This is a genomic window from Nocardiopsis gilva YIM 90087 (genome assembly GCF_002263495.1).
In the GTDB taxonomy this organism is placed as follows: domain Bacteria; phylum Actinomycetota; class Actinomycetes; order Streptosporangiales; family Streptosporangiaceae; genus Nocardiopsis_C; species Nocardiopsis_C gilva.
The window spans coordinates 3340511-3355316 of the sequence record NZ_CP022753.1 but is presented as its reverse complement, the minus strand read 5'-3'; the positions used below and the strand labels follow the sequence as shown (position 1 = coordinate 3355316).

Sequence of the window (14806 nt, the reverse complement as noted above, 5' to 3'; positions counted from 1 at the left end):
CGGACTGATGGCGGGTTTCGTGGAATGGCTGCTGATGCCCTTCCAGTTCGACTTCATGTGGCGGGCGCTGCTGGTCAGCACCGTGGCCGGGATCGTGTGCGCGATCCTGTCGTGCTGGATGACGCTCATCGGCTGGTCGCTGCTGGGCGACGCGGTCTCGCACGCGGTCCTGCCCGGCGTGGTGCTGTCCTACCTGCTGGGCTGGCCGTTCGCGGTCGGCGCGCTGGTGTTCGGTGCGGGGTCGGTGGCGCTGATCGGCACGGTCAACCGCACCTCCCGGGTCAAGGAGGACGCCGCCATCGGCATCGTGTTCACCGCGATGTTCGGCATCGGGGTGGTGATGATCTCCAAGATCCCCAGCGACACCGACCTGATGCACATCCTGTTCGGTAACGTCCTGGGCGTCTCCGACTCCGAGATCGCGCAGATCCTCGCCATGGGGGCGGTGGTTCTGGGTGTGGTGCTCGTCAAGCACCGCGACCTGACGCTGTTCGCGTTCGACTCCACCCACGCCCACGCGATCGGACTCAGCCCGCGTCGCCTGGAGATGCTGCTGCTGGGGCTGCTGTCGGTAACAGTGGTGATCGCGCTGCAGGCGGTCGGGATCATCCTGGTGGTCGCCATGGTGATCATCCCGGGTGCCACGGCCTACCTGCTGACCAACCGTTTCGAGCGGATGCTGCTGATCGCGGTGGGCGTGTCCGTCACCGCCTCGGTGTTGGGCACCTACGTCAGCTTCCAGGCCGACGTCGCCACTGGCGGCGCGATCGTGGTCGCGCAGGCCTGCGCCTTCGCCCTGGCCTACCTGTTCGCCCCGGAGCACGGCCTCCTGCGGCGCCGTGCGGTGCGCCGCGCCCGGCAGCAGGAGCGGGAGGGAGAAACCGTCGAGGCCTGACAAGGGGGGCGGTGGCCGCCGAACCCCAAAACGATGTCCACATTCCAAGACACATTTCTCATATTCTGATCACCTGGGCTAGGTTCCCTCTACCGGAGCACAGGCTCATCCACCCATCGGAACGGTGATCGGACATGGCCCAGCCGCCAGCGGTCTACCCGCACGGACAGCACGAATCAGTGGTGCGCTCCTACCGATGGCGCACGGTCGAGAACTCGGCGGCCTACCTCGCCGACGACCTCCGTGCCGGAGCCACGGTGCTGGATGTCGGCTGCGGCCCGGGCAGCATCACGGCCGACATCGCCGAGCGCGTCGCCCCGGGTCGTGTGGTCGCGGTCGACGCCTCCGCCGACGCGGTGGCCAAGGCCCGGCAGGCCGCGGCCGAGCAGGGGGTGCAGGGCGTCGAGTTCGCGGTCGCCGACGCGCACGCACTCGACGGCCCCGACGACACTTTCGACGTCGTCCACGCGCACCAGGTCCTGCAGTACGCCGCCGACCCGGTCCGCGCGCTGAGCGAGATGCGGCGCGTCTGCCGCCCTGGGGGGATCGTCGGCGCGCGCGACGCCGACCACGCGATGATGGGCTGGTACCCCGAAGTCCCGGAACTGACCGAGTGGATGTCGCTGTACCAGCGCATCGCCCGACGCGACGGCGGTGAACCCAATGCCGGACGCCGCCTGCTGTCCTGGGCCCGTTGCGCCGGACTCACCGACATCACCTGCACGACATCGACGTGGTGTTACGCCACTGCCGACGAACGCGCCTGGTGGAGCGAGGTCTGGAGCCAGCGCATCACGTCCTCCGGCCTGGCGGCACAGGCACTGGACGAGGGGCTGGCCACCGCCGACGACCTGCAGCGCATCGCCGACGGCTGGCGCGTCTGGGGGCAGGCCGACGACGGATGGTTCACCATCGTGCACGGCGAGATCCGCTGCCGTGTCTGAGGCCCACCCGCAGTGAAGGATCGGCTCGTGCCCCTGTCACCAGGTCATCCGGTCAAAGAACTCTCGTGCCTGTTCCCATTGGTACTCGGGTATCGGTCCCTTGCGCCGCTCATAGTCGGCCAGGTACTCGTCCATGACCTGGCCGCGTAACTCGCGCTCCACCGCCGCAGCGATGAACGAGGAGAGCTCGTTCGCGGCGATCCGTCGGCGCAGCGCCTCAACGGTGCCTTCGGGCAGTGAAGCGCTGATCGGAGTCGCGGGTCCCTCTCCGATCCGGTAGTCCTCGCTCATGCTGTCTGGCTTATCAGGCAGAGAGACACCGTGCTGAGCTTTTCGGCGAGGAACAGGCGGGCCTGCCGTGGAGCTGCTTCGCCGTTCCAGGCGAAGCACCCCCCACGCGATTCGGCCTACTTCCAGGCGGGAGCCCAGCCTGCGCTGTCGGAGACTCCCGGCGGCAGCGGAGGCAGCAGCCCCGCGCCCGGGGGCACGTCGTTGGCGGACTCGGTGGATTCCGCGTCCACGCGGTTGTCGTGTGCGGGGGAGGGCTCCTCCGCAGCGGCGGGGACCTCCTGAGCGTTGTCCGCCGGGGGTTCCCACGCAAGGGGAGCTTCCGGCTCCACCGCAGCTGGTTCGCCTTCGGGCGCAGGCACGGAGTATTCGACCGGGGAGTTCGGCTCCTCGAACGAAGCGGGCTCCGGGGTGGCCGCCTGCGGCTCGTTGGCCGGGGCAGGTGTCGGTTCGGCCGGGGCGGGGCTCAGCGGGTGGCGGACCGTTCCTGCGGGATGCAGCCGCGCCCACCAACCGGCGGCCTCGTCGGGGGAGATCTCCTCCTCCACGCGCAACCAGCCGACGATGTGCGGGTGGCGGCGCCCCGCACGCCAGCTATGGGGAAGCGACGGTGCCTCGAGAAGCAGGACCCGCTGGCCGTCGATGACGGGGATGTCGGCGGGAGTCGGCTCGTTGCCGACCCAGCTGCCGTCGCCGCCGACGAGGTCCCATGCGCCGGTGACGATGTCGGCCTGGGGATCGTTGTCTCGGTCCTGGGAGGCCGCAACCCAGCTCGGGTGCGGCCGCGTGCCGGGAACGCCACGCCCTTCGGTGCCGATCAGGGCGTCGGCGAGCAGGGTGTGCAGCTGAAAGTTGTCGGCGACACCGTCGAATCGGACCCGGAATCCGCGCCCCGACGCGCGGTCGAGCACGAGGGCGCTGTCGGCCGCGGCCATCCGCAGCAGCTCGTGGACCTCCTGGTACTCCTGGATCTCGGCGGCGAGCTGGCGCGCGATGAGCGTCAGCTCCTCCAGGTAGGTCATCTCCTGGAGCGTTCCGGGATCGGAGCGCAGGGCGGCGCGCGTCTCGGTGTCGTTGAGGACGGTCTTGGCGGCCAGCCCGTAGCGGTGGGACACCCACCATCCGGTGGTCGCCAGGCGCGCGAGTTCGTTGAGGTAGGCGGCGACGCGCTGCTCCTCGGCTTCGGTCACCTCCATGGGCGGGGGAGGGGTCCCGCCACCGGTTTCTTCCCAGGCCATCAGAAAGGCCCCGGCGGCCTTGCCGTAGTCGCCGAGCTGACGCATGACCTCGACCCCGGCCGGTCCGGCGGGCGCGCCGGCCTCCACCAGTGCTCCGGCGAGAACGGCCAGGTCGGCGGCGATACCGGCAACGGGCTCGCTTTGCCGCATGACCGGCGCCAGCGCGTCCAGGGCGAGGATCCGTTCTTCCTGCGGCACCTGGGAGGACAGCCGGAAGACCTCGTGCATGGCGGAGCGGAAGTTGGGCGACTGCGCTACGGCTGCGTCGAGCAGCTCCTGGAACGCGGCGCGGAACTCATTGATCACATACGGAATCTTTGCACAGAAATCGGTCCGAAGATCACCCCGACCTCGGGCTTACGGGCCCCGCGCACCGCGGAGGGTCCAGCACCGCTACGGTCCCGGTACCGGCCCCAGGGCCGGGCGGACGGCGGGAGACTCTCCCGCATCCGGTGCTCCATAGGGGTTGCGGGGACGGCCGGGGCTGGTGATCGTGGGAAACCATGACGCACCGCGCCCACCCGACCGCCCCTCCGCAAGGAACTGGCCACAACCGGCCGCTGGCCCTGGTCACCGGTGCGGGCCGGTCGGTGGGCATCGCCACGACCATCGCCCTCGACCTCGCCCGCAACGGCTGGAACGTGGCCTTCACCTACTGGCGGCCCTACGACGCGCGGATGCCGTGGGGTGTGGAGGAGCAGGCCCCCGCTGAACTCTCCCGGCGGCTGGACGAGGCCGGCGCACGCGCGTGCGGTATCGAGGCCGACCTGAGTGACCCGCAGGCACCCGCCCGGCTCTTCGACGCGGTCGAGCACGAGCTGGGCATGGTCACGGCACTGGTCATGGGCCACTGCGAGTCGGTGGACTCCGGACTCCTGGACACCACGGTGGACAGCTTCGACCGTCACGTCGCCGTTAACGCGCGGGCGGTCTGGCTGCTGATCCGGGAGTTCGGGCTGCGTTTCACCGGCGCGTTTGGCAGCGGGCGGATCGTCAGCCTGACCAGCGATCACACGGCGGGCAATCTGCCCTACGGCGCCAGCAAGGGGGCCATGGACCGCATCACGCTGGCCGCCGCCACGGAGTTGGCGCACCTCGGAGCCACGGCGAACGTGGTCAACCCCGGCGCGGTCGACACCGGCTGGATGAGCGAACAGGTCAGAAACGACGTCGTGGACTCCACGGCGCTGGGGCGGATCGGGCGGCCGCAGGACTGCGCGAACCTCGTCACCTTCCTCCTCTCCCCGGACGGCGGCTGGATGAACGGACAGTTGCTCTCCAGCAACGGCGGCGTCGGCTGACCCGCCCCGGGGTGGATTCCGCACCAGCGCGCACCCCGCGCAATGGTGATACCCGCCACATTTCCGCGCCGTCTTCCTCCCTACTCATCCCGCTAAACGCCGACCTCACGGCTCTGACGCGCGCGAAGTGATGTGTCTGTTTCGCGAGTGTTACGACGTGACATATCCCGGCAACGGCCCCTTCCTAGCGTCGACAGCGAAACCACAGGCGAGCAGGAAGGCCGGGATGTGAGCAGCACCAACTCCCCCCAATCCCCCCAGGCCGCAGTCGGCGAACAACGCTCCGGTGGGCGGTGGATCGCCCACTGGGACCCCGAGGACCCGACGTTCTGGGAGCAGAGCGGGCGGCGCGTGGCCCGGCGCAACCTGTGGGCGTCGATCTTCGCCGAGCACATCGGGTTCTCCGTGTGGAGCCTGTGGTCGGTGCTCGTGCTGTTCATGACCCCCGAAGCCGGGTTCTCCTTCGCGCCCGAGCAGAAGTTCCTGCTCGTCTCGGTGGTCGCGTTCGTCGGCGCCGTACTGCGGGTGCCCTACACCCTGGCCGTGCCCCTGTTCGGCGGACGCAACTGGACGATGATCTCGGTGAGCGCCCTGCTGGTGCCCACTGGCCTGGCGTTCTACCTGATCCAGAACCCCGACACGCCCTTCTGGCTGTTCGTGGTGCTGGCCGCCACGGCGGGCCTGGGCGGGGGGAACTTCTCCTCCTCTATGTCCAACATCAACTTCTTCTTCCCCGAACGGGAGAAGGGGTGGGCCCTGGGGCTCAACGCCGGCGGCGGCAACATCGGCGTGGCCACCGTGCAGCTCGTCGGCCTCGGGGTGATCGCGCTGTTCACCGTCAGCGCCGGGGCGTTCGTCCCCCTCTTCTACGTCCCGTTCCTGCTGCTGGCCATCTGGGTGGCCTGGCGGCACATGAACAACCTCTCCGGTGCCCGTACCGATGTCGCCGCGCAGATCGCCGCGACCAAGGACCGGCACTTCTGGATCATGTCGGTCCTCTACATCGCCACGTTCGGGTCCTTCATCGGCTTCGGGTTCGCTTTCGGCCTGCTGCTGCAGAGCCAGTTCGACCGCACCCCGCTGGAAGCCGCGATGGTCACCTTCATGGGTCCCGCCCTCGGCTCGCTGATCCGCCCGGTCGGCGGATACATTGCCGACCGCTTCGGCGGCGCCCGCGTCACACTGTGGAACTTCATCGCGATGGTCGCCGGGACCGGCGTGGTCATCGCCTCGGTGGCCTCGGACTCGCTGCCCCTGTTCATCACCGCCTTCGGTGTGCTGTTCGTGCTGACCGGTCTCGGCAACGGCTCGACCTACAAGATGATCCCGGGCATCTACGCGGCCAAGGCCGAGAACATGATCGCCGCGGGCGCCCCGCGCGCGGAGGCCCTGTCCCAGACCAAGCGCATCGCCAGCTCGATGCTGGGCCTGATCGGCGCCATGGGGGCCTTCGGTGGGGTGGGCATCAACCTCGTCTTCCGCGAGTCCTTCGCCGCCACGCAGTCGGCCATGCCCGCGTTCATCGCCTTCCTCGGCTACTACCTGGTGTGCATCGCGATCACCTACGGCGTCTACCTGCGCACTCCAGCCGGTGCCGCCCCGATCCCCGCTGCCCCAGCCCGATCCCACAGCGCCGCCGACGCCGACACGGAGCGCGTCGCCTCATGACCACGACCCACTGCCCGTACTGCGCCCTGCAGTGCGCGATGCACCTGGAGCCCGGGCCCAACGGCGCACTGACCGTCCGCCCGGCGGACTTCCCGACCAACCGGGGCGGGCTGTGCCGCAAGGGCTGGACATCGGCGGAGGTTTTGGGCACCCCCGACCGCATCACCTCCCCGCTGCTGCGCAAGGACCGCAACGCCGAGTTCACGGAGGTCGACTGGGACACCGCCCTGGACTATGTGGCCGAGCGGCTGTCCGGGCTGCGCGCCGAATACGGGCCCGACGCGGTGGCGGTGTTCGGCAGTGGCGGGCTGACCAACGAGAAGAGCTACCTGCTGGGCAAGTTCGCCCGCGTGGCGCTGGGCACCTCCCAGATCGACTACAACGGCCGGTTCTGCATGTCATCGGCGGCCGCGGCCTCCATGCGCGCCTTCGGGCTGGACCGGGGGATGCCGTTCCCGCTCACCGACGTGGGCGAGGCCGAGGTGGTGCTGCTGGCCGGCGCCAACCCCGCCGAGACGATGCCGCCGATGATGGGCCACCTGGCCGCCCCCACGCTGATCGTCGTCGACCCGCGGCGCTCGGCCACCGCCCAGCAGGCGCTGGCCCAGGGAGGCATGCACCTGGCGCCCCGGCCGGGCACCGACCTGGCGCTGGCGCTGGGGCTACTGCACGCGGCCCGCATCCAGCACCTGCTGGATGCCGACTACATCGCCGCGCGCACCACCGGGTTCGACGCGGCCTGGGCCCAGGCCGCCGCCTGGTGGCCCGAGCAGACCGAGCACGTCACCGGCGTCCCGGCCCACCAGATCCGCGACGCCGCGCGGCTGCTCGCCGAGGCCTCCAGCGCCTACGTCCTCACCGGGCGCGGTACCGAGCAGCACGCCAAGGGCACCGACACGGTCTCGGCGTGGATCAACCTCGCGCTCGCCCTGGGCCTGCCGGGCCGCCGCGGCTCAGGCTACGGGTGCATCACCGGCCAGGGCAACGGCCAGGGCGGGCGCGAGCACGGGCAGAAGGCCGACCAGCTGCCCGGCTACCGCAAGATCGACGACCCCGCGGCGCGCGACCACGTCGCCGGAGTGTGGGGGGTGGAACCCGACACCCTGCCCGGCCCCGGGCGCAGCGCGTTCGAGCTGCTGGACGCGCTGGGCACCGAGACCGGTCCGCGCGCGATGCTGCTGTTCGGCTCCAACCCCGTGGTCTCCGCGCCTGAGGCCCAGCGCGTGCGCGACCGCATCGCCGCCCTGGACCTGCTGGTAGCCGCCGACTTCGTGCTCTCCGAGACCGCCGCGATGGCCGATGTGGTGCTCCCGGTCGCCCAGTGGGCCGAGGAGAGCGGCACCATGACCAACCTCGAGGGGCGCGTCCTGCGCCGCCGGGCCGCCGCGGCCCCGCCCGCAGGGGTGCGCACCGACCTGGAGGTGCTCAACGGCCTGGCCACGCGCCTGGGCCAGCCCGCCGACCGGTTCCCCACCGACCCCGATGCCGCACTGGCCGAACTGGGGGCCGCCTCGGCTGGAGGCGCGGCCGACTACTCGGGCGTCACACCGGAGCGCCTCGAGGAGGGGGAGGCCCTGCACTGGCCGGTGCGGGCCCAGGCCGAGGCCACCCCGCGGCTGTTCCTGGACGCCTTCGCCCATCCTGACGGGCGCGCCCGCTTCACCCCGGTGGCCCACCGGCCGTCGGCCGAGGCCACCACCGCCGACTACCCGCTCATCGCCACCACCGGACGGCTCATGGGCCACTACCAGTCCGGCGCCCAGACCCGCCGCGTCGTCGAGCTCGCCCAGGCCGAACCCGAGGCCTACGTCGAGGTGCACCCCGACACCGCCACCCGCTGCGGGCTGTCCAACGGCGCCTGGGCGCGCCTCACCTCCGCGCGCGGAACCACCGTCGCCCGGGTCCGGCTGCGCGCCGATGCGCGCCTGGACACCGTGTTCCTGCCGTTCCACTTCGCCGGAGAGCAGGCGGCCAACAACCTGACCAACCCGGCGCTGGACCCCACCAGCCGGATGCCGGAATTCAAGGTCAGCGCGGTCCGGCTGGAACCGGCCGCGCACCACACCGAAGGGGAGAACCTGTGACTCAGCCCGCGCGCCACGTCGTGGTGATCGGCAACGGCATGGTCGGCGCCCGGTTCGCCGACGAGGTCGCCCGACGCGACCCGGCAGGCCAGCGCCTCCGGGTGACCGTTGTGGGCGCCGAGGACCACCCGGCCTACAACCGGGTGCTGCTGCCCGGTGTCGTCTCGGGAACCTATGCCCCCGGCGACATCGCGCTGCCGTTCCCCGAGTCCGATGCCATCACGCTGCGCAGCGGCACCGCCGCCACGTCCCTGGACACCGTCAACCGCCGTGTCGGGCTGGATGACGGCAGCGAGGTCGACTACGACGAGCTGGTGTTCGCCACCGGAGCGCGCGCCTCCTTCCCGCCGGTCAGCGGTGTGGCCGCCACCGACGGCACACCCGAGCCCGGCGTGACCGCGCTGCGCGACATGGGCGACTGCCACCGCGTGCAGGCGCTGGCCCGCCCCGGTGCGCCGGTCGTCGTGCTGGGCGGGGGCGTGCTCGGGTTGGAGGCGGCCCGCGCGCTGGCCGAGCGCGGCGTGCGCGTGTCGGTCGTGGAGTCCTCGCCGTGGATCATGCGCCGCCAGATCGACCAGCCCTGCGCCGAGATCCTGGCCGAGTGCTACACGTCGCTGGGCATCACCGTGCACTCCTGGCGGGTGGCGGCGCGCTGGATCCCGGGCACCGGTCTGGAGCTGGACGACGGCCGGGTGCTGGCCGGCGACGCGCTCGTGGTCACCGCCGGGGTGCGCGGCAACACCGAGCTGGCCAAGGACGCCGGGATCGAGGTCGAGCACGGAATCATCGTGGATGACACGCTGACCACCACCGATCCGCGGGTGCACGCCATCGGCGACTGCGCCCAGCACCGTGGCGGCGGTGCGGGCCTGGTGCAGCCCGGCTGGGAGCAGGCCAGTGTGCTGGCCGACCTGCTGACCGGGGCCGCGTTGGACGCCCGCTACACCGGTGCGCGCCCGGTGACCCGGCTCAAGGCCGAGGGCATCGAGCTGACCGCGATGGGCGAGGCCGACGCCGATGACACCGCCGAGACCGTGACCGTCTGCGACCCCTACGGGCGCCGCTACGCCAAGCTGTCGGTGCGCGAGGGCCGGGTCGCCGGCGCGGTGCTGCTCGGCTTCCCTGAGGCCGCCTCCACCATCGCCCAGCTGTTCGACACGGGAACGCCGGTGCCCGCCGACCGCCTGGCCCTCATCCAGGGCCGCCCGCAACCCGATGCCGGGGCGGGCGAGCAGGCCGAGGAGGCCGACCCGGTGGTGTGCCGGTGCAACGCGGTCACCCGCGGCGGTCTCGAATCCGCCTGGCTGGACGGCGCACGCACCCGTGAGGCCATCGCGGAGGCCACCCGCGCCACCACCGGCTGCGGCGGGTGCGTACGCGATGTCAACGCCCTGCTATCGGGGTGGAACGGCGCCTCCCCGGCCGCGGTGGGGTGAGAGGGCCGCACCACTGGGCCCGTCGAGGAGCAGCAGAGGGGGAATTGATCACGGCGATCTCGCACGTGGGGCTCCCCGCCGCGGACGTTGGGAGAGCCCTTTGCGGTCACAGAGATCGCGTCACCGCGCTCCTCCCGTTTGCTCGATGGGCCGACCGGTCGGCCCATCGAGCAAACGGGCCCGCCGTCCCGCCGCTCACCCGCGGACCTCCGCATCGATCTCGGCCAGCAGCTGAGAGATCTCCGCATAGGCGGTTCGGTCGGTCGCGGCCTTGGCTTGGAGGCCGTGCAGCGTCTCCAGGCGGTCAGGAAACCTGTGCAGCGCGGCAAATGCCGACCACCGGTGATAGAAGACCATCATGGGCCGAATACCGCCCCGTGCCTTGGCCTCGACAAGGTCAGTGAGAAACTCACCGAGGCGGTCAGGGTCAAGCGTCTCCACCGCCGCCCGCAGCGCCTCCGGCGTGGGAGCCGGCTGCGCAATGATCGCGCCCTCCCGGCAGTGAAGGCGGCTGCGGCGATCGGAACTCACGTCGGCTCCTCGAAATTGGGGGAGCGGTCGCACCACCGCCCCGGCGTGCCGGGTGACGGTCCTCAACCTATCCGGGAACACCAGGTCGGTGCGCGCGAAAGCGTGGGGAATGATCGCCCCATGAGCGCCTCCTCCACGCTGCTGCCGATTGGGCCGCCACTCTTCGTGGCCATCGTCCTGACCACCCTGATCGCCGCCGCTCTGGGGGCGCTGGCCCGGATGGGGCACGGTGCCGCTGTGCTGCGGGCCGGGCTGCGGGCCGTCGTCCAGCTGGGGACGGTGTCCCTGATCATCGCGGCGGTGGTGACCTCGGGCCCGCTGACGCTGGTGTATGTGGCGGTCATGCTGGGTGTCGCCGGGTTCACCGCCGGGCGGCGGTTCACCACGCGGCGGCGCGCCTTTCTGGCGGTGGTGCCGATCGGCGTCGCGGTGGTCCCGTTCGTGGGGGTGTTGCTGCTGGCCGGGCTGGTGCGGGCCGAGGGGATGGTGCTCATTCCGATCAGCGGGATCCTCATCGGCGGCGGGTTGACCGCCACGTCGCTGGCGGGGCGCCGCGCCATGGATGAGCTGGCCGCGCGCAAGGGGGAGGTCGAGGCGGCGCTCTCGCTGGGGATGACTCCGCGCGACGCGGCCTTGGAGATCTGTCGGCCGGCGGCGGTCTCGGCGCTGATTCCGGCGCTGGACCAGACGCGCACGGTGGGGCTGGTGACGCTGCCCGGTGCGTTCGTGGGGATGCTCATGGGCGGGGCGTCACCGGTGGACGCGGGGGCCGTGCAGCTGTTCGTCCTGACCGGACTGCTGCTGGTCCAGGTCATCGCCATCATGGGCTGCCTGGAGCTGCTCGCGCGCGGGGTCTTCCCGCAGCGGGAGGCGCGGTAGGGACGGGGCGGTCAGTAGTTGGTGTCGGCGCCGCAGGTGGGGCAGGTTTTGCGCCAGGTCTCGATCATCGCGCCGCAGTTGGAGCAGTTCTTCTGGTCGATGTGCGGCGGCTGGAACAGGGGAGACTCGGCCAGCTCGACGATGCCCTTGCAGAACGGGCAGTTGGCGTAGTAGCCGATGTCGTCGTCCGGGATGAAGTCGTTCCAGCATCGCGGACAGTTCATCGAGGTGCGGGAGCTGCCGCTGGCTGGAAGCATGGGCGAGCCTTTCTCGACGGTGACCACGTAGCCAGACTACGCGCGCACCCTCGGCGCACGCAGCACAACCGGCCCCGCGCCCGGTTTCCGCCGCCGCGCATGGACGGCCGAAATGACAGGGAAGAGAGGCCCATGACCCATATGGCTGCATATAAAACGAATTCGTAACCGCGGGGAGGATGTGATCCGCCAGTGCTTCGCTATACGTTCCAGGCGTGTGCAGTCCCCCACTCGTCGGCCGGGACAGGGAACTGGGGGTCCTGACCCGCGCCACCACACAGCAGCGCGCCGTCGTCCTGATCGCCGGAGAGGCCGGAACCGGCAAGACCCGGCTGGTGCACGAGCTACGCGGCGACCAGGACGCCGACGCGCACCCCTCCGGCTCCGGCCCGCTGCTGGGCTACTGCCACCCGGCCCCCGCCCCCTTTCCCTACGGGCCCGTGATCGAGGCCCTGCGCGGCGCGCCCATCCCCACCGGTCTCAACCCCGTCTGCGGCACCCTGCACCCGCTGCTGCCCGAGTGCGCCCACCTGCTTCCCGACCCGCCGCCCGTGCTGCCCGACCCCAACAGTGAGCGCCACCGGCTCTTCCGCGCCTTCCGGGAGATCCTCACCGCCCTGGGGCCGGCCGTGCTGGTCATCGAGGACGTCCACTGGGTCGACGCCGACACCCGCGCGCTGCTGGACTTTCTCGTCCCGCGCCTGCCCGACCAGCTCACCCTGGTCCTCACCTACCGCCCCGAGGAACTGCCCGCCGACTACCCGGTGGCCGCCCTGGCCGCCCGCCTCCCGCACGGCACCTTCCGGGCCGAGCTCGACCTGCCGCCACTGAGCGTCGAGGAGGTGCACCACCTGTGCACCGCCCTGCTCCACGACCGCCCCCCACCTGGCGAGGGCTTCGCCGCCCGCCTGCACGCCCACACCCGCGGCAACCCGTTTGCCACCGTCGAACTCCTGCACCACCTGCGCGCCACCCGCATCGACCCCACCACCCCCTCCTGCCTGCAGGACGCCAGGGTCCCGCCGACGCTGCGCGACGCGCTCCTCGAACGCCTGGCCCGGCTGGGCCGCCACGCCCGCGCCATCGTGCAGGCCGCCGCCGTCCTGGGTGACCCGGCCACCGAAGGCGTGCTCACCGCCGTCGCCAAGCTCACCCCCGCCCACGCCGCCCGCGGTCTGGACGAGGCCCTCACCCGCCGGATCCTGCGCAGCGGCCCCGACGGCAGCATCGGCTTCCCCCACCCCCTGACACGCCGGGCCGCCTACAGCGCACTGCCCCTGCCCAAGCGGCGGCGCCTGCACCGGCGCGCCGCCGCCGTGCTGCGCTCCGAACCCGGCCCGCCCTATGCCGCGATGGCCGCGCACAGCCGTGAGGCCGGACTCCACGACGCCTGGACGGCCTACGCCGAACAGGCGGCCGACCGCGCCATCGCGACCGGGGACGACGGCGCCGCGGCCGAACTGCTGCGCGACGCCCTCACCCGGCCCCGCCTGGCCTCCGAAACCCGCAGCCGCCTGGCCGTCAAACTGGGCCGCGCCGCCCTGACCGGGCTGGTCACCGACGAGACCATCACGCTGCTGCGCCAGATCATCGACGATGCGGCCCTGCCCCCGGAAACCCGCGGCGAACTGCGCCTGGAACTGGGCCTGCTGCTGTTCAACCAGGCCGGGCAGGGCACCCAGGGCCGCCACGAACTGGCCCGCGCCTGCGCCGAACTCTCCCGCCGCCCCGCCCTGGCCGCCCGCGCCATGTCGGCCCTGGCCGTGCCCCGCTCCACCCCCGAACCCGTCGACGCCCACCGCCAGTGGATGCAGCGCGCCACCACCGCCGCCGGGCACAGCGGCGACCCGGTGGTCACCACCGCCGTGGCGGTCAACCGCGCCACGCTCCTGGCGCAGCTGGGCGACTCCGGGGCTTGGGAGGTCGCCCTGCCCGACCCCGCCGACCCGCTGGACCGGGCGCAGCGGCGCGAGTTCACCCGCGGCGCCCTCAACCTGGCGGACGCCGCGGTGATGCTGGGCGACTACCCCCGCGCCGAGCACTACCTGCGCCTGACCACCGAGCTGGCCACCACCACCGAGGTGCCCTTCACCCTGGCGCTGGTGGGCGCCGAGTCGACCGGTCTGCTGCTGGACTGGGTGCGCGGCCGGTGGGACGGGCTGGCCGAGCGGGCGGGGGGCGCCGCGCACTCGCCGCACCTGGCCGACCTCCCCCTCGTGGCGGCCGAGATCGACCTGGTGCGGGCCAACCTGGCACTGGCCCAGGGGGATCCGGCCGAAGCCGAGGAGCTGCTGCGCGGGGTCGGCAGCGGGGCGACCACGGCCAACCTGGTGCCGATCCGCGCGGCGGCGGCCGGGACGCTGGGCCGGATCCTGCTCGCCCGCAAGGACGCCGAGGAGGCCTGGAACCGGATCGACCCGGTGCTGTGCCTCATCCAGTCCAAGGGGATCTGGGTGTGGGCCAGCGACCTGACGCCCGGCCTGGAGGCGCTGCTCGCCCTGGGCCGCGACACGCTCGCCGCCGACCTGCTGCAACGCTTCGCCGCCGGGCTGGAGGGCACCGCCGCCCCGGCCGCGGCGGCGACCCTGCACCGGTGGCGGGGGCTGCTGGCCGACCACCGGGGCGAGTCGGCACGGGCCGTAGAGCACTACGCGCGCGCCGAGGCGGCCTACCGGGCGCTGCCGCGCCCCTATGACGCCGCGCAGGCGATGGAGGCGCGCGGACGCTGCCGGCTAGCCGACGGACAGACCACGGTGCTGGTCGAGGCGCTTCGGGCCTACACGGCGGTGGGGGCGGCCTGGGACGCGGCGCGCTGCCGCCGCCTCCTGCGCGAGCAGGGCGTCAGCACCCCCCATGTCGGGCAGCGCGGCTATGGCAGCGCGCTGTCGCCCCGCGAGCAGGAGATCGTGCGCCTGGCCGCGGGCGGGCGCACCAACCGCGAGATCGCGGCGATGCTGTACCTCTCGCCGCGCACGGTGGAGACGCACGTCGCCAACGCCCTGAGCAAGCTGGGCCTGCGCTCCCGCAAGGAACTGGCGCGCGGCAACTGAAGCGCGCTGACGCGCGGCCCCGCCGGGGTGTTCCCGCGGCGGGCGGCCTCGGGCCGCCCCGCGCAGGAGTCCGCGCCGCTTTCCGGATGAGTTCCGTGTCCCGCACGGGCGGGCCCGGGAGTGACCTGCCCGGCGAGGGAGATCGGTACTACGTAGCCCGACACCACGACCAACTTTACGTAGTTGATACGTATTTTCACTACCTCTCGCTCGGCTGATGCTGCTCTCGGGAGCC

The 14806-nt window shown here is 72.0% G+C and carries 12 protein-coding genes; 8 read left to right on the top strand and 4 right to left on the bottom strand.

What is annotated here, in order from left to right:
- Positions 1-7 precede the first annotated feature (7 nt).
- Entirely contained in the window at positions 8-895 is an 888-nt protein-coding gene (locus tag CDO52_RS15225; RefSeq protein WP_017619037.1) for a metal ABC transporter permease, read from the top strand.
- A gap of 134 nt (positions 896-1029) precedes the next feature.
- Complete coding sequence (locus CDO52_RS15220) at positions 1030-1839, top strand: methyltransferase domain-containing protein (RefSeq protein ID WP_026125863.1); 810 nt, start codon at positions 1030-1032, stop codon at positions 1837-1839.
- A gap of 36 nt (positions 1840-1875) precedes the next feature.
- On the opposite strand, the gene CDO52_RS15215 is transcribed toward CDO52_RS15220, so the two are convergent.
- Both CDO52_RS15215 and CDO52_RS15210 read right to left on the bottom strand, forming a co-directional pair.
- On the bottom strand, positions 1876-2130 hold the full coding sequence (locus tag CDO52_RS15215) for a hypothetical protein (protein WP_017619035.1): 255 nt from the start codon (positions 2128-2130) through the stop codon (positions 1876-1878).
- Between the two features lie 116 nt (positions 2131-2246).
- Positions 2247-3671, bottom strand: a complete 1425-nt coding sequence (locus tag CDO52_RS15210; protein ID WP_017619034.1) for a hypothetical protein — start codon at positions 3669-3671, stop codon at positions 2247-2249.
- Between the two features lie 197 nt (positions 3672-3868).
- Here CDO52_RS15210 and CDO52_RS15205 point away from each other — a divergent pair, with 197 nt between their 5' ends.
- The 4 genes from CDO52_RS15205 to CDO52_RS15190 all read left to right on the top strand — a co-directional run bounded on the left by CDO52_RS15205 (position 3869) and on the right by CDO52_RS15190 (position 9854).
- Positions 3869-4666 carry an SDR family oxidoreductase gene (locus CDO52_RS15205; RefSeq protein ID WP_017619033.1) on the top strand — a complete coding sequence of 266 codons (798 nt, stop codon included), beginning with the start codon at positions 3869-3871 and terminating at the stop codon, positions 4664-4666.
- 228 nt (positions 4667-4894) lie between these two features.
- The gene (locus CDO52_RS15200) at positions 4895-6334 is read left to right on the top strand and encodes an MFS transporter (protein WP_017619032.1); all 1440 of its coding nucleotides are present in this window, start codon (positions 4895-4897) and stop codon (positions 6332-6334) included.
- Positions 6331-8418, top strand: coding sequence for a molybdopterin oxidoreductase family protein (locus tag CDO52_RS15195; protein ID WP_094932477.1), 2088 nt, complete (start codon positions 6331-6333; stop codon positions 8416-8418). Before CDO52_RS15200 ends, CDO52_RS15195 begins: the two co-directional genes overlap by 4 nt.
- Positions 8415-9854, top strand: coding sequence for an FAD-dependent oxidoreductase (locus tag CDO52_RS15190; RefSeq protein ID WP_017619030.1), 1440 nt, complete (start codon positions 8415-8417; stop codon positions 9852-9854). Before CDO52_RS15195 ends, CDO52_RS15190 begins: the two co-directional genes overlap by 4 nt.
- A 195-nt stretch (positions 9855-10049) precedes the next feature.
- Here the strand turns inward: CDO52_RS15190 and CDO52_RS15185 are convergent, their stop codons facing one another.
- Entirely contained in the window at positions 10050-10385 is a 336-nt protein-coding gene (locus tag CDO52_RS15185; RefSeq protein ID WP_017619029.1) for a hypothetical protein, read from the bottom strand.
- 120 nt (positions 10386-10505) lie between these two features.
- On the opposite strand from CDO52_RS15185, the gene CDO52_RS15180 reads away from it, so the two are divergent.
- A complete protein-coding gene (locus CDO52_RS15180) occupies positions 10506-11264 on the top strand; it encodes an ABC transporter permease (protein ID WP_094932476.1) in 759 nt (252 codons plus the stop codon).
- An 11-nt stretch (positions 11265-11275) separates the two neighbouring features.
- Here the strand turns inward: CDO52_RS15180 and CDO52_RS15175 are convergent, their stop codons facing one another.
- Positions 11276-11548, bottom strand: coding sequence for a hypothetical protein (locus CDO52_RS15175; RefSeq protein WP_017619027.1), 273 nt, complete (start codon positions 11546-11548; stop codon positions 11276-11278).
- Between the two features lie 188 nt (positions 11549-11736).
- On the opposite strand from CDO52_RS15175, the gene CDO52_RS15170 reads away from it, so the two are divergent.
- The gene (locus CDO52_RS15170) at positions 11737-14571 is read left to right on the top strand and encodes an ATP-binding protein (RefSeq protein ID WP_094932475.1); all 2835 of its coding nucleotides are present in this window, start codon (positions 11737-11739) and stop codon (positions 14569-14571) included.
- The last annotated feature ends 235 nt before the right edge of the window (positions 14572-14806 follow it).

Coding starts and splice junctions, on each gene's coding strand:
- CDO52_RS15225 (WP_017619037.1), top strand. CDS start 8: ATGGCGGGTTTCGTGGAATGGCTGCTGATGCCCTTCCAGTTCGACTTC.
- CDO52_RS15215 (WP_017619035.1), bottom strand. CDS start 2,130: ATGAGCGAGGACTACCGGATCGGAGAGGGACCCGCGACTCCGATCAGC.
- CDO52_RS15180 (WP_094932476.1), top strand. CDS start 10,506: ATGAGCGCCTCCTCCACGCTGCTGCCGATTGGGCCGCCACTCTTCGTG.
- CDO52_RS15195 (WP_094932477.1), top strand. CDS start 6,331: ATGACCACGACCCACTGCCCGTACTGCGCCCTGCAGTGCGCGATGCAC.
- CDO52_RS15220 (WP_026125863.1), top strand. CDS start 1,030: ATGGCCCAGCCGCCAGCGGTCTACCCGCACGGACAGCACGAATCAGTG.
- CDO52_RS15205 (WP_017619033.1), top strand. CDS start 3,869: ATGACGCACCGCGCCCACCCGACCGCCCCTCCGCAAGGAACTGGCCAC.